Annotated in this window: 13 protein-coding genes; 3 read left to right on the forward strand and 10 right to left on the reverse strand. The window is 63.8% G+C overall.

Annotated features, from left to right (window positions below):
- Nucleotides 1-4: 4 nt before the first annotated feature.
- From PMI40_RS19220 to cyoA, 8 genes are all read right to left on the reverse strand, one after another.
- Nucleotides 5-1,162, reverse strand: coding sequence for an ABC transporter substrate-binding protein (locus PMI40_RS19220; RefSeq protein ID WP_081496496.1), 1,158 nt, complete (start codon nt 1,160-1,162; stop codon nt 5-7).
- A 150-nt stretch (nt 1,163-1,312) separates the two neighbouring features.
- Nucleotides 1,313-1,849 (reverse strand): response regulator transcription factor, encoded by a 537-nt coding sequence (locus PMI40_RS19225; protein WP_008118799.1) that lies wholly within the window; start codon nt 1,847-1,849, stop codon nt 1,313-1,315.
- A gap of 98 nt (nt 1,850-1,947) precedes the next feature.
- A complete protein-coding gene (locus tag PMI40_RS19230) occupies nt 1,948-3,330 on the reverse strand; it encodes an ATP-binding protein (RefSeq protein ID WP_008118801.1) in 1,383 nt (460 codons plus the stop codon).
- Nucleotides 3,327-4,154: an SURF1 family protein gene (locus PMI40_RS19235; RefSeq protein WP_008118803.1), complete on the reverse strand. Its 828-nt coding sequence runs from the start codon at nt 4,152-4,154 to the stop codon at nt 3,327-3,329. Before PMI40_RS19235 ends, PMI40_RS19230 begins: the two co-directional genes overlap by 4 nt.
- A complete protein-coding gene (gene cyoD, locus PMI40_RS19240; RefSeq protein WP_008118805.1) occupies nt 4,151-4,636 on the reverse strand; it encodes a cytochrome o ubiquinol oxidase subunit IV in 486 nt (161 codons plus the stop codon). The genes PMI40_RS19235 and cyoD overlap by 4 nt, the downstream gene beginning before the upstream one ends.
- Nucleotides 4,633-5,259, reverse strand: coding sequence for a cytochrome o ubiquinol oxidase subunit III (gene cyoC / locus PMI40_RS19245; protein WP_008118807.1), 627 nt, complete (start codon nt 5,257-5,259; stop codon nt 4,633-4,635). The genes cyoD and cyoC overlap by 4 nt, the downstream gene beginning before the upstream one ends.
- Nucleotides 5,252-7,255 (reverse strand): cytochrome o ubiquinol oxidase subunit I, encoded by a 2,004-nt coding sequence (gene cyoB / locus PMI40_RS19250; RefSeq protein ID WP_008118810.1) that lies wholly within the window; start codon nt 7,253-7,255, stop codon nt 5,252-5,254. Before cyoB ends, cyoC begins: the two co-directional genes overlap by 8 nt.
- Before the next feature lie 87 nt (nt 7,256-7,342).
- A complete protein-coding gene (gene cyoA / locus PMI40_RS19255) occupies nt 7,343-8,272 on the reverse strand; it encodes a ubiquinol oxidase subunit II (RefSeq protein WP_040502443.1) in 930 nt (309 codons plus the stop codon).
- 154 nt (nt 8,273-8,426) lie between these two features.
- On the opposite strand from cyoA, the gene PMI40_RS19260 reads away from it, so the two are divergent.
- Both PMI40_RS19260 and PMI40_RS19265 read left to right on the forward strand, forming a co-directional pair.
- On the forward strand, nt 8,427-9,767 hold the full coding sequence (locus tag PMI40_RS19260) for an MFS transporter (RefSeq protein WP_008118815.1): 1,341 nt from the start codon (nt 8,427-8,429) through the stop codon (nt 9,765-9,767).
- 233 nt (nt 9,768-10,000) lie between these two features.
- Nucleotides 10,001-10,498, forward strand: a complete 498-nt coding sequence (locus PMI40_RS19265; protein ID WP_157221618.1) for a spore coat U domain-containing protein — start codon at nt 10,001-10,003, stop codon at nt 10,496-10,498.
- Here the strand turns inward: PMI40_RS19265 and PMI40_RS19270 are convergent.
- Both PMI40_RS19270 and bla read right to left on the reverse strand, forming a co-directional pair.
- Nucleotides 10,492-11,601, reverse strand: a complete 1,110-nt coding sequence (locus PMI40_RS19270) for a putative zinc-binding metallopeptidase (protein WP_008118819.1) — start codon at nt 11,599-11,601, stop codon at nt 10,492-10,494. The two genes, PMI40_RS19265 and PMI40_RS19270, sit on opposite strands and share 7 nt — an antisense overlap.
- Nucleotides 11,602-11,613: 12 nt before the next feature.
- Complete coding sequence (gene bla, locus PMI40_RS19275; protein ID WP_008118821.1) at nt 11,614-12,510, reverse strand: class A beta-lactamase; 897 nt, start codon at nt 12,508-12,510, stop codon at nt 11,614-11,616.
- A gap of 236 nt (nt 12,511-12,746) precedes the next feature.
- Between bla and PMI40_RS19280 the strand changes: the two genes are divergently transcribed.
- Nucleotides 12,747-13,685: a PCC domain-containing protein gene (locus PMI40_RS19280; protein WP_008118823.1), complete on the forward strand. Its 939-nt coding sequence runs from the start codon at nt 12,747-12,749 to the stop codon at nt 13,683-13,685.
- Nucleotides 13,686-13,694: the final 9 nt, after the last annotated feature.

Below are 13,694 nucleotides of genomic sequence, written 5' to 3' on the forward strand. Positions count from 1 at the left end.
CCGCTCAGTCGGCCGGGCGCAGCTTCTTGACCTCGGCGTCGGGCAGCTGCAGCGTAGCCCCATCGACATAGGTGAAGCTGGTCATGATGCCGCGGCCGTCCTTCTGGCCGGTACGGCCGACGAAGGCACCCAGCGTCGATTGATGGTCTTGCGGGCGATAGGTGATGCGCGCCACGGGCGTATCGACCTGCAGGCCCGAGAAGGCAGCGGCCAGCTTGTCGGCATCGACCGAGCCGGCCTTCCTGATGCCGGCCGCGATCGAGACCAGCGCGCTGTAGCCCACCAGCGATCCATTGCGCGGGTAATCGTTGAATTTCTTGCGATAGGCGTCGACGAACTTCTTGTGCTCGGCAGTGTTGATGGCGTACCAAGGGTAGCCGGTGACGATCCAGTTGGTGGGCGCCTCGGCGCGCAGCGGATCCAGGTATTCGGGCTCGCCCGTGAGCAGCGAGACCACTTCACGGCCGTCGAACAGGCCACGGGTATTGCCTTCGCGCACGAACTTGCCCAGGTCGGCCGCGAACAGCGCATTGAAGATGGCGTCCGGGCGGGCGTCGGCCAGCGCCTGGGTCACGGCGCCGGCGTCGATCTTGCCCAGCGGCGGCGCCTGCTCGACGACGAATTCGACGTCCGGCTGGGCCTGCTTCATCAGGGTCTTGAAACTGGCCACGGCAGACTGGCCGTATTCATAGTTAGGATAGACCAGGGCCCAGCGCTTTTTCTTGAGCCTGACCGCCTCGCGCACCACCGAAGCCACCAGCATGTAGGTCGACGGGCGCAAGCGGTAGGTGTACTTGTTGCCGTTGTGCCAGACGATCTTGTCGGTCAGGGGCTCGGCGGCCAGGAAGAACACCTTGTGCTGCCTGGCATAGTCGGTCAGCGCCAGTCCGGTATTGGACAGGAAGCCACCGAACAGCAACGCCACCCGCTCGCGCGCCATGAGCTCCTCGGCTACCCGCACCGAGTCGCCGGGGTTGCCGTTGTCGTCGCGGGCGATGACTTCGATCTGCTTGCCCAGCACGCCGCCGGCGGCGTTGATCTCGTCCTGCGCCAGTTCCCAGCCGCGGCGGTAAGGCTCGAGGAAGGCCGGTTGCGCCTTGTAGCTGTTGATCTCGCCGATCTTGATGGTGGCTTGTGCCTGCGCACCGGACGACACGGCCATGGCACCGGCGGTGGCGGCCAGCAGCAGGCCGCGCTGGATCAGGGGGAAGAATCGGAAGGGGCGATGGGTCACGTGGTTTCCTCTTTGGCCGTGCGGCTAGGCTGAAAATTTTGGCGTAATGATAACCGCTGGCTGGTTTTCCGGCGGCTGTTACTTGATCCGTTGCTTCTCCAGCTTGCGCGCCAGGGTACGCCGGTGCATGCCCAGGCGACGCGCGGTTTCGGAGATATTGAAGCCGGTCTCGACCAGCACCTCGTGGATGCGCTCCCATTCCAGGGTCTTGATCGAGGTGGCGCGCGCCGGCAGTTCGACCTCGGACATGCCGGCGACGTGGCCGAAGGCGGCTTCGATATCGTCGGTATTGGAGGGCTTGGCCAGGTACTGGCAGGCGCCCAGCTTGATCGCCTCGACCGCGGTGGTGATGCTGGCGAATCCGGTGAGCACCACGATCAGCATGGCGTCGTCGTGGGCATGCAGCATCTGCACGCAGGCCAGGCCCGATGCATTGCCGCTCAACTTGAGATCGACCACCGCATAGCCCGGATTATGCTGCTGCAGGTGGGCGGCGGCTTCATCCTGGTTGCTCGCCTGCAGCACGGTGTAGCCGCGGCGCTCGAAGGAGCGGCTCAGGGTACGGCCAAAGGCGGCATCGTCCTCGATGATCAGGAGCAGGCGTTCGGCCGGCATGGGCTTTCCTTTTGTGTTTCTACTTTCGCAACCCGCTATTGTATTGCGGAATCGGTCATTGAGAAGCACACAACCGTGTCATGCCGCCTCGCGCGGCCTCAAGCCGGGGCCGAGGAATTCACCGATGGCGCGCCCGGTCCGCTGGGCGGCGCCAGGCTGATGGCCGACAAGGGCAGGCTCAGGTGCACCGCTGCCCCGCCCTCGGCCAGGTTGCGGGCGCGTATGCTGCCACCCAGCTTGCGCGCCACGTTGACCACGAAGAACAACCCCAGCCCGCGTCCCGGCTTGCCCTTGGTCGATTGATAGGGCTTGCCGATCTGGTTGAGCATCCATTCGGGAAAACCCGGCCCGCGGTCGGACACCTCCATGACCAGCAAGTCGCCTTCGCAGCGCACGTCCAGCGCCAGCCACTGGGGCGAGACCTCGAAGGCATTGTCGAGCACATTGCCCAGCATCTGCTTGATGGCCGAGTCGAACGCGACCGGCAGGTCCTGCTCGATCTGATTGAGATAGTCGAAGCGCACCACCGGGCGCGAGCGGCGCCAGTCGTCGGCCACCGTGTCGAGGAAGGTGTTGAGGGTGGTCTTGACCGAGAACTCGCCACGCGCCTCGCCGGCCGACAGCAGCACGCCGCTGACGATGGCCTTGCAGCGCTGCAGCTGGGCTTCCATTTCGCTGATATCGTCGAGCAGCTCGGCACGCTGGCTGATCTCGGGCATGCGGCGCCAGTCGCCCAGGATCACCGACACGGTGGCCAGCGGCGTGCCCAGTTCGTGCGCCGCGCCCGAGGCCAGCAGGCCCATGCGCACGATGTGGTCTTCCTCGGCGGCGCGCTGGCGCAGGTCGGCCAGCATGGCGTCGCCGGCGCGCAGGTTGCTGTTGATACGGGTGATGAAGAACACCATCAGCCCGGCATTGAGCAAGAAGCAGATCAGCGTGCCTTCGACGTACAGGCTGAAGAGCCCGTTGCGGTGGTCCGGCGGCAGCGCCAGCGGTTCCGAGAACAGCGCCAGGCTGGCCAGGCAGGCCATGGTGATGGCGACGATGGCCCAGCTCGACCAGGGCTTGAGCAGCACCGCGCCCAGGATGATCTGCATCAGGTACAGGAAGGCGAACGGATTGGTGATACCGCCGCTGAGGTACAACTGCAGCGTCAGCACGCCCACGTCCACCATCAGCGCCAGGAACAACTCGGCATTGGTGACCAGGCGCCGCTCGTGCCAGCGCAGGTGGCTGGCGATGTTGAAGGCGATCAGGCAGGACAGCACCTCCAGCATGTGCGGCATGGGCAGGTGGATGTCCAGCACCAGCACCACGAAGGCGATGGTCGAGATCTGCCCCAGCACCGCCAGCCAGCGCAGCTGGATGAGCAGCAGCATGTTCTTGTGGCCGGCCGGGTTCTCCTGCCCCTGGCGCAGCCGCTGCCAGCGTTCCTTGAGCGTGGGCGAGCGCCCCGCCGCCGCTGGCGCGCCCTCGCTCATAACGTGGCGGGCGCGCCCGCGCGGGCGCGACGACGCTCGTCGCGCACCACCCAGACACCGGCGGCGGCGATCATCAAGGCCAATGCGTACCAGGTCAGCGCATAGACCAGGTGGCTGTTGTGGAAGGCGATCACGGTCAGGCCCCCCACCGGCTTCTCGGCATCCGGCGCGTTGGCGGCGTCGGCTTGCGACGAGGCACGGTCGGCATCGACGAAGTATGGTGCCACCGTGCCCAGGCCGCGGGCACTGGCGATGGCCTGCACGTCGCGCGAGTACCAGCGGTTCTCGGCGCTGGCGTTCTCCCGCAGGAAGCCGCCGCCGGTCTCGCTCATGCGCAACAGGCCGGTCACGCTCGACTTGGCCCGGGCATCGGGCGCGGTGCTGGCAATGAGGCGAATCGGCGCGATCGAGACGAAGCCGCGGTTCACCAGCACCAGCTCGCCGGTCTCGGTCTGCAACGGGGTCAGCAACCATGAGCCGCTACCCAGCTCGGTGGTGGCCTGGACCGCGACGGTCTTGCTGTAGAGATAGCGGCCGCTGAGCGCCACGCGCCGGTACTCGTCGCTGGCGGCCGACACCTGCGGCCATTGTGCCGGCCCAGGTGCGGGGGTGGGCGCGGCATGCACCCGGGCATCGACCTTGGCGATCAGGTCCAGCTTCCATTGCAGGCGATAGACCTGCCAAGTTCCCAGCGCGGCGAACACGACAAACAAAAATCCCGCGCAAAGCGCCAGCAAAACCAGGCTGGTCCTTGAGCGGGATTTCAGGCCCGCTTGCGCGGGCTGTTTGCCTTGCTGCACGCCATTAGTTGGCGCCTGGCTCATTTTGCGGGCGCTACCGCGCCGTGCTGCATGCCGGGCATGTCCTGCATCTGCTGCTGCATCGATTGCGGAACGGTTTCATTGCCCATGTGTTCAGGCGACATGGTTGGCATCATGTTGTGGTTCATGTGGTACATGACCCACAGCGAACCGGCCAGGGTGATACCGACGATGACCACGGTGAAGATCAGCGCCAGCATGTTCCAGCCGCCCTCGGACTTGCTGTTCATGTGCAGGAAGTACACGATGTGGACCACGATCTGGACCGCCGCAAACGCCAGCAGTACCAGGCCCAGCGTGGCCGAGCTTTCGATCGCCTTGGTCATCACCAGCCAGAACGGGATGGCCGTGAGCACCACCGCCAGCACGAAACCGATGACATAGTCCTTCATCGAACCGTGGGCGGTATGATCCTCGTGGCCGTGATGATCCTCGTCATGGTGGCCCATCGGGCGGGCCGGGTGTTCTTGGTGGCCGCGACTCATGGCAGGACTCCCATCAGATAAACAAAGGTGAAGACGCCGATCCAGACCACGTCCAGGAAGTGCCAGAACATCGACAGGCACATCAGGCGACGACCGTTTTCGGGTGTCAGGCCATGCTTGTTGATCTGGAACAGCAGCACGATGAGCCAGATGATGCCGAACGAGACGTGCAGGCCGTGGGTGCCGACCAGGGCGAAGAACGAGGTCAGGAAACCGCTGCGGGCCGGGCCGGCGCCTTCGTGGATCAGGTGCAGGAACTCGTACAGTTCGAAGTAGATGAAGCCCGCGCCCAGCAGGCCGGTGATGGCCAGCCAGACCAGCGTGTTCTGCTTCTTCTTGGCTTGCATCGCCAGCATGGCGAAACCGTAGGTGATCGACGACAGCAGCAGCAGCGCGGTGTTGAGCGCCACCAGCGGCAGGTCGAACAGTTCGGCGCCGGTCGGGCCGCCTGCATAGTTGCGGCCCAGTACGGCATAGGTCGCAAACAGGCAGGCGAAGATCAGGCAATCGCTCATCAGGTAGATCCAGAAGCCCAGCAGGGTGCCGTTCTCAGGATGGTGATGGCGGGTGAAATAGCGCGAGCTTGGCGTCGCGCCGGCCGTGGTATTGATGGCTTCAGACATGGCTGCTCAACAGGCGAGTGCGTTCTGCTTCCACACGGACGACTTCGTCGGCCGGAATGTAGTAGTCGCGGTTGTAATTGAAGGTATGGACGATAGTGGCCACCACCAACGCGGCGAAGAACACTGCCGCAGGCAGCCACATGTGCCAGATCAGGGTGAAACCGATCACTGCTGCCAGGGCGGCGATGATGAAACCGGCGCCGGTGTTCTTGGGCATGTGGATGTCCACGAATTCACCCAGCGGACGCTGATAGCCGTGCTTCTTCATGTCGGTCCAGGCGTCGTTGTCGTGCACCACCGGGGTGAACGCGAAGTTGTAGGCCGGTGGCGGCGACGAAGTCGACCATTCCAGCGTACGGGCATCCCATGGGTCGCCGGTGACATCGGCCAGTTTCTTGCGGTCGCGGATGGACACGGCGATCTGGATGATGAACGAGGCGATACCGAGCGCGATCAGGCCAGCGCCCAGGGCGGCGGCAACGAACCAGATCTGCAGCGATGGGTCGTCGAAGTGGCTCAGGCGACGGGTCACGCCCATCAGGCCCAGCACGTACAGCGGCATGAAGGCCAGGTAGAAACCGACCAGCCAGAACCAGAACGAGCAACGGCCCCAGAAATCGTTGAGCTTGAAGCCGAAGGCCTTCGGGAACCAGAAGTTGATGCCGGCGAACATGCCGAACACGACGCCACCGATGATCACGTTGTGGAAGTGAGCGATCAGGAACAGGCTGTTGTGCAGCACGAAGTCGGCTGGCGGCACCGCCAGCAGCACGCCGGTCATGCCACCGATGACGAAGGTGATCATGAAACCGATGGTCCACAGCATCGGCACTTCGAAGCGGATGCGACCGCGATACATCGTAAACAGCCAGTTGAAGATCTTGGCGCCAGTCGGGATCGAGATGATCATCGTGGTGATGCCGAAGAACGAGTTGACGCTGGCACCCGAACCCATGGTGAAGAAGTGGTGCAGCCAGACCAGGTACGACAGGATGGTGATGACCACGGTGGCGTAGACCATCGAGGTATAGCCGAACAGGCGCTTGCCGCTGAAGGTCGAGACGATTTCGGAGAAGATGCCGAACGCCGGCAGCACCAGGATGTAGACCTCGGGGTGGCCCCAGATCCAGATCAGGTTCACGTACATCATGGCGTTGCCGCCCATGTCGTTGGTGAAGAAGTTGGTGCCGAAGACGCGGTCCATCGACAGCATGGCCAGCACGGCGGTCAGCACCGGGAAGGCGGCCACGATCAACACGTTGGTGCACAGCGAGGTCCAGGTGAAGACCGGCATCTTCATCATGTTCATGCCCGGGGCGCGCATCTTGACGATGGTCACCACCAGGTTGATGCCGGAGAGCAAGGTCCCTACCCCGGCCACCTGCAACGCCCAGATATAGTAGTCGACCCCCACATCCGGACTGAACAGGATGCCCGACAGCGGCGGATAGGCCAACCAGCCGGTGCGGGCGAATTCACCCACGAACAGCGAGGCCATCACCAGCAGCGCGCCGAAGGTGGTCATCCAGAAGCTGAAGTTGTTGAGGAACGGGAAAGCCACGTCGCGCGCACCGATCTGCAGCGGGATGACGTAGTTCATCAGCCCCGTCACCAGCGGCATGGCCACGAAGAAGATCATGATCACGCCGTGGGCGGTGAAGACCTGGTCGTAGTGATGCGGCGGCAGGAAGCCGGGATTGTCACCGAAGGCGACCGCTTGCTGGGCACGCATCATCAACGCGTCGGCGAAGCCGCGCAGCAGCATGATGATGGCCAGGATGATGTACATGATCCCGATGCGCTTGTGGTCGATACTGGTGAACCAGTCGCGCCACAACATGCCCCACAGGCGATATTTGGTCAGCAGACCCAGCACCACGACGCCGCCAATGGCGACCATGGCGAAGGTTACTAGCAGGATCGGCTCGTGCAGTGGAATCGCTTCCAGACTGAGACGGCCGAAGATCAGCTTTATCAAGTCAAAATTGTCAGACATCTTTACTTCCCGGGGAAAAAGGAAAATTCGGCGCGGCGGCGTGTTGCCACGCCATTGCCGCCAGTGCGAACACCAGGTTCACGACACTCACTCATGCTTCTGGCCGGGCTTCACGTTCAAGTCCATGGACATCTGCTTGTTCAGGCAGACCGTGTCGGGCGCGACGCAGCGATTGACGATATCGTGGAACAAACCGGCGTCGACGGTGCCGAACAGGCGCGCTGGTTCACGTTCGCTGGGTTTTTCCAGTTGCAGGTAGTCGGCGCGCTTCATGGTGGCGCTCTCGGCCTTGGCCTTCTTGACCCAGTCGTCGAAACCTTGCTGGTCCAGGCCGTGGAACTTGAAGCGCATGTGCGAGAAGCCCGCACCGCTGTAGTTGGCAGAGAAGCCTTCGTACTCGCCGGGCTTGTTGATGACGGCGTGCAACTTGGTTTCCATGCTCGGCATGGCGTAGATCTGGCCAGCCAGTGCCGGGATGAAGAACGAGTTCATCACGTTCGATGCGGTGATCTTGAACTCGATCGGCACGTCGACCGGCGCGGCCAGTTGGTTGACGGTGGCGATGCCCTGTTCCGGATAGATGAATAGCCATTTCCAGTCCAGCGCCACCACCTCGACCTTGAGGGTCTTGGTCTGCGGCGTGACCGGACGGGCCGAATCGATGCGCGACAGCGGACGATACGGGTCCAGCGTGTGGGTGGTGATCCAGGTCAGCAGGCCCAGGGCGATGATGATCAGCAGGGGCGCGCCCCAGATCACCAGTTCGAGCTTGGTCGAATGATCCCATTCCGGCTCGTAGGGCGCGGCGGTGTTGCTCTTGCGATAACGCCAGGCGAACAGCACGACCAGCGCGATCACCGGAACGATGATGAGCAGCATCAGGATGGTGGAAATGACGATCAGGCGTCCCTGTTGGGAAGCGATGTCGCCAGACGGGTTCAACACGACGGTGTTGCACCCTGTCAACAGCAGGGCCGGCAGCAGAAGCAAACCGCGACGCAGTTTTTGAGAAACCATGGAGGAAAAGTCCAGTCGTATGTAGCAGAGCATGCTAATGTAACGGCAATAAAGTGTGTTGGCGATTGGACGTTTTGTCCCACCCTGTCATATAGCCACAGCCAGGATGGGATTTTCGTACTGCGACTGAACCTCTAACAGTGGGAGACAAGCCATGGCAAGCACCAGTATCCACAACGGTCAAGTTTCCGGCGAATTCAAGCCGCATTCCGACATCCCCCCATCGAGCCGCGATCATGCGGTCATCGAGCCCGGCGAAATCGCCGTTGGTGTAGTGATCGGACGAGCGTCCGAGTATTTCGACTTCTTTGTATACGCGCTAGCGTCGGTGGTGGTGTTCCCGGCCATCTTCTTTCCTTTCGAACAGAAGCTCGAGGGCACGCTCTACGCCTTCGTGATCTTTGCGTTCGCGTTCCTCGCCCGGCCCTTCGGCACGGTGATTTTCATGGCGATACAGCGGGCGTACGGACGTGAGGTCAAGCTGACGCTGGCGCTGTTCCTGCTGGGTCTTTCAACGGCCGGTATTGCCTTGCTGCCAACTTACGATCATATAGGCGTGTGGGCCATCGTACTGCTGTCGCTGTTGCGCGTGGGCCAGGGTGTCGCGCTGGGCGGCGCCTGGGACGGCTTGCCTTCGTTGCTGGCCCTGAACGCCCCCGAAAACAAGCGCGGCTGGTATGCCGCGCTGGGCCAGCTTGGTGCGCCGATCGGATTCATCGTCGCCGCCAGCCTGTTCGCCTACATGCTGGCAAATCTTACCACGGAAGATTTCCTGGACTGGGGCTGGCGCTATCCTTTTTATGTTGCCTTCGCGATCAACGTGGTGGCCCTGTTCGCCCGCCTGCGCCTGGTCTCCACACCCGAATACGCCAAGCTGCTCGACGAGCGCGAACTGGAACCGGCCAGCATCGGCGAGCTGACCCGCACCCAGGGTCGCAATATCGTCATCGGCGCTTTGGCCGCACTGGCCAGCTATGCGCTGTTCCACCTGGTGACCGTGTTCCCGTTATCGTGGATCAAGTTGTATTCGCTGCGTGAACTGGCCGGCTTCCTGACGGTGCAGATCTTCGGTGGCTTCATCATGGCCATCGGTATCGTGGTGTCGGGCCTGGTGGCCGACCGCTTCGGCCGGCGCACCACGCTGGGCACGCTCGCCTTGCTCATCGCCGTGTTGAGTGCCTTCGTGCCGACCCTGATGAACGGTGGCGAGCATGGCCAGAACACCTTCATCCTGCTGGGCTTCGCCTTGCTGGGCCTGTCGTATGGCCAGGCAGCCGGCGCCGTGACGGCCAACTTCCAGCGCCGCTTCCGCTACACCGGCGCGGCCCTGACCCAGGACCTGGCCTGGCTGGTGGGCGCCGGCTTCGCACCGCTGGTGGCCTTGGGACTGTCGGCACACTTCGGCATGGCCTACGTCAGCTTCTACCTGCTTTCGGGGGCAGTCGGCTCGCTGGCCGCGCTGAGCCTGAACCGCGCGCTGGAGGCCCGCGACTGACGCCGGTCTTCTTCGCACCCGGCAAAAACCCGAGGCCCGTGCCTCGGGTTTTTCTTTGGTGCTGTTGTTTTTAGCGCCGAATCAGGAGAACCCTGATCCTGATTGCCGCGCAGCTAGGAGAAACCCTGATTCTTGCCCCCCGCCCCCGGCTCTACAGTCGAGTTGTCCGGGCAAAGCGCTGGCGACGACCAGCGCGGCAATGATGCCAGTGGCAGGACCAGGGGAAACGAAAAATGAAAAACAGCAAGTTCAGGGCATTGTGCATGCCACTGGTGTTTGTCATGGCGCTCAGCGGCACCCAGCCGGCCAGCGCAGCCAGCGGCCTGGGCAATATCAACGTCGCATCGACCGTGATCTCGGCCTGCCTGGTGGTGGGTTCGGTGATCGCCTTCGGCGCCTATTCAAGTAGCCAGGTCGACCAGAGCGGCAATATCACCGTGATCTGTACGTTCGGCACCAGCTACAACGTCGGCCTGGACGCCGGCAGTGGCATCGGCGCCACGACCGCCGTGCGCAAGCTCACCGGTCTTGGCGGCGGGCACCTCGACTATGCGCTCTACCGCAATTCCGGGCGCACCAACCTGTGGGGATCGAGCATTGGCACCGATACCCTGGCCGCCACCGCCACCGGCCTGCTGCAGAGCCATACCGTCTATGGCCGCATTGCCGCCGGCCAGGCGCCCGCGCCCGATATCTACACCGACACCGTCACCATCACCCTGACCTATTGAGCCGGCGCCGGCTGCGTGACCACGTCATGCACGAAGCGCAGCTTGTCGAGCACCGGGGTCGATAACGTGAAGGGATACGAATCCGGCATGCCGATGCTGCGATTGAGGCTATTGAGGACATAGGTCAGCGCAAACCACTCGCTGGCCAGTTCATCGAAGGAACGGGTTTCGGCCGGCGGACGGGCGATCTCCAGGGACTGCTCGGACGCCTTGCGCGGGCGCAGTTGCATGCCGCAGGCAAACGCCGTTTCCAGGGTATCGAACATGTGCAGGTAATGGGCCCAGGTCTCGGCCCAGTCTTCCCACGGATGGCTGCTGGCATAGGAACTGACGAATTGCTCGTTCCACTGCTCGGGCGGGCCCTGGTCATAGTGGCGTTGCAGGCTTTCGCCATAGTCCTGGCGCTCGTCGCCGAACAAGGCCCGAAACGGCTCCAGCCAGCCGGTGCCGGCCACCAGCCGATCGAAATAGTAATGCCCGCTTTCATGCCGGAAATGGCCGAGCAAGGTGCGATAAGGTTCGGCCATCTGTTCGCGGGCCCGTTCCCGATAGGCGGGATCGGCCTCGGCGATGTTGATCGTGATGACGCCGTCGGCGTGGCCGGTCAAGACCCGCTCGCCATGCGGCATGTCCTGCAAGAACTCGAAGGCCAGGCCGGTTTCCTGGTCGTCGACCTTGGGCACCGGCTGCAGGCGCAGCGTCCACATCGAATGCAGCAGCCGCCGCTTGGCCGTTTCCAGACGCCCCCACAGCACCCGGTTGCGCTCGTCTTCCAGCGACGGGATCACACGCGTGAGGCGGCACGAGGCACACAGTTCGTTGGGGTCCTGTTCGTCGATCATCCAGTTGCAGATGTTCTCGCGCCAGTAATTGACGCATTGGCGAAACACCCGCCCCTCGTTGACCTTGCGCACGCTGCGCCAGCGCTGGCTGGCCGGCGCCGACTGCGCCGGCTGCTCCTGCTCTTGCTCCTGCTCCACCGGCAAATAGCTGTTGATGGCCTGCAGTTCGGGCTGGTAACCCAGCATCCAGCCGCAGCTGCCGCAAAAGGTGTTCTCGAAGAACACCTGGGCGTCACAATTGTCGCAATGGAAGGTTTTCACGGGATGGCCGTTTCAGATGAAGTGTTCGATCACGATACGGGCGGCATCTGCCACCACGTCGTTGCGCATCGGCGCATTCTCGGCAGTCTGGGTGAAGTAGATCACCAGGACCACCGGCGATGCATTGGTCGGCCAGATCACGGCCACGTCGTTGGTGGTGCCGTAGTCACCCGACCCGGTCTTGTCGCCCACCTGCCAGTCGCGCGTTACGGCGGCGCGGATGCGGGCGCCCCCGGTGGTGTTGCCACGCAACCAATCGATCAGCATGCGCCGCTGCAAGGCGGGCAGCAACTCGCCCAGCGTCAGCTTTTGCATGGTCTGCGCCATCGCCTGGGGGGTCGTGGTGTCACGCGGGTCCCCGGGGACGGCGCTGTTCAATGCGGTCTCGGTGCGGTCCAGCCGGAACTCGGTGTCGCCGATGCGGCGGGCATAGTCATTGACCGCACCGATGCCGCCGAGCTCGGCAATGAGCAGGTTGGCGGCAGTGTTGTCGCTGTATTGCAGCGCCGCCGCACACAGGCCCGACACGGTCATGCCGGCGCCCACCGCCTTCTCGGTCACCGGCGAATAGCTGACCAGGTCGCGGGCGCCGAAGCGCAGGCGGCGCTGCAGCAGGGTCGAATCTTCCAGGCTGCGGTTGAGCACCGCGCCCACCAGCACGATCTTGAAGGTACTGCAAAACGGGAACCGCTCGCTCTGGCGGTACCCCACACGGTCCGAGGATGCGCCGCCGGCATTGTCGATGGCCATCACGCCCAGCCGGCCGCCGGATTTCTTCTCGAGCTCGGCCAGTTTCTGGGCGATCACGGTATTGTTGTCCGGCTTGGGAGCGCCCACGGCGCAGGCGTTCAGCAGGGTCGACAGGCCGCCGGCGATAAGCAGGGTACGGCGGTTGGAAGAGTGCGTCATGTTCGATTTCTTTGTCTTGTTGGTCTTGGAGGGACGGGCCGGGCGGCGCGACCCCGTGTCAGTCGCGGCGATGCCCTTTTAGTTCCATCGGCGCGCAAAAATCAGCATTGCGCTGACAGCCGGGGAGACGCCTGAAAAACATTCATCCCGGCACGCCCGCCAGGCAGGCGCGAAACTGCGACAATACGCCCTCTCAATACAAAAACAAGACCAATCGATCGCCTCAGGAGACCGCCATGCCAACGCTTGCCCACGCCGCAGCCCGCCTGCCCGCCGATTCATCCGCCCCGCAGCCTGGTTTTTCCCGTTCGGTGCGCCATCCCGGCCCGCCCGAACCCGAGCGCGTGGTCAGCCTGGCCGGCCCGGCGCGCACACTGGAATTCACCCTGCCAGCAGGGCTGTCGCTGCGTGACGCCATCGCCACCGCGCTGGCCGATGCCGGCATCGAAGGCGCTACGGTACGCTTCGAGAACCTGGCCGTGAGCGCGCATCACTTCCTGATGCCGGCGCTGCCGGTGGACGACCAGCATGCGGCCTTCTACAGCGCCCCGCATGCGATCGAACAGGGAACGCTCATCGAGTACGGCTGCGCCACCTACGGCCGGCGCGACGGTGAGCCATTCGTCCATTGCCACGCCATCTGGCGCGGTCGCGACGGCCAGCGCCAGGGCGGCCACCTGATGACCGACCAGACCATCGTCGGGGCCGACTGCAGCGCGCGCGCATGGGGCCTGGCCGATGCCACCATGCTTACCCGCTACGATCCCGAAACCAATTTCACTCTGTTCTACCCTACCCGCCTGGACGCCGGTGGCGATGCCGGCCCGGTCAACGGGGATGCCGGCGCGCGGGTGATACTGGCGCGTATCCGCCCCGACCAGGACCTGACCATGGCCGTCGAGCAGGCCTGCCAGGCGCACGGCGTCGAGCGCGCCATCGTGCGCGGCAGCGTGGGCAGCATCATCGGCGCCGAATTTGAGGATGGACGCGTGCTGGACGATCGCGCCACCGAGATCCTGGTGCGCGCCGGCGAAGTCGTGCGCACCGACCACGGCTTGCGCGCGCGCCTCGATATCGGGCTGGTCAACCCCGCCGGGCAGGTATGGGAAGGCGTGCTGGCACGCGGGCGCAACCCGGTGCTGATCTGCTTCGAGCTGGTGCTCGAGGAGCAGTGACGCCGGGCC

Origin of the sequence: Herbaspirillum sp. YR522, from assembly GCF_000282575.1 — a bacterium.
GTDB lineage: Bacteria > Pseudomonadota > Gammaproteobacteria > Burkholderiales > Burkholderiaceae_D > Herbaspirillum.

Bases quoted from the DNA above. Each gene is read 5' to 3' on its own strand.
- PMI40_RS19265 (WP_157221618.1), top strand. From the start codon at position 10,001: ATGAAAAACAGCAAGTTCAGGGCATTGTGCATGCCACTGGTGTTTGTC.
- PMI40_RS19230 (WP_008118801.1), bottom strand. From the start codon at position 3,330: ATGAGCGAGGGCGCGCCAGCGGCGGCGGGGCGCTCGCCCACGCTCAAG.
- PMI40_RS19260 (WP_008118815.1), top strand. From the start codon at position 8,427: ATGGCAAGCACCAGTATCCACAACGGTCAAGTTTCCGGCGAATTCAAG.
- bla (WP_008118821.1), bottom strand. From the start codon at position 12,510: ATGACGCACTCTTCCAACCGCCGTACCCTGCTTATCGCCGGCGGCCTG.
- PMI40_RS19225 (WP_008118799.1), bottom strand. From the start codon at position 1,849: ATGCCGGCCGAACGCCTGCTCCTGATCATCGAGGACGATGCCGCCTTT.
- cyoA (WP_040502443.1), bottom strand. From the start codon at position 8,272: ATGGTTTCTCAAAAACTGCGTCGCGGTTTGCTTCTGCTGCCGGCCCTG.
- cyoC (WP_008118807.1), bottom strand. From the start codon at position 5,259: ATGTCTGAAGCCATCAATACCACGGCCGGCGCGACGCCAAGCTCGCGC.
- PMI40_RS19280 (WP_008118823.1), top strand. From the start codon at position 12,747: ATGCCAACGCTTGCCCACGCCGCAGCCCGCCTGCCCGCCGATTCATCC.
- cyoB (WP_008118810.1), bottom strand. From the start codon at position 7,255: ATGTCTGACAATTTTGACTTGATAAAGCTGATCTTCGGCCGTCTCAGT.
- cyoD (WP_008118805.1), bottom strand. From the start codon at position 4,636: ATGAGTCGCGGCCACCAAGAACACCCGGCCCGCCCGATGGGCCACCAT.
- PMI40_RS19220 (WP_081496496.1), bottom strand. From the start codon at position 1,162: ATGGCCGTGTCGTCCGGTGCGCAGGCACAAGCCACCATCAAGATCGGC.
- PMI40_RS19235 (WP_008118803.1), bottom strand. From the start codon at position 4,154: ATGAGCCAGGCGCCAACTAATGGCGTGCAGCAAGGCAAACAGCCCGCG.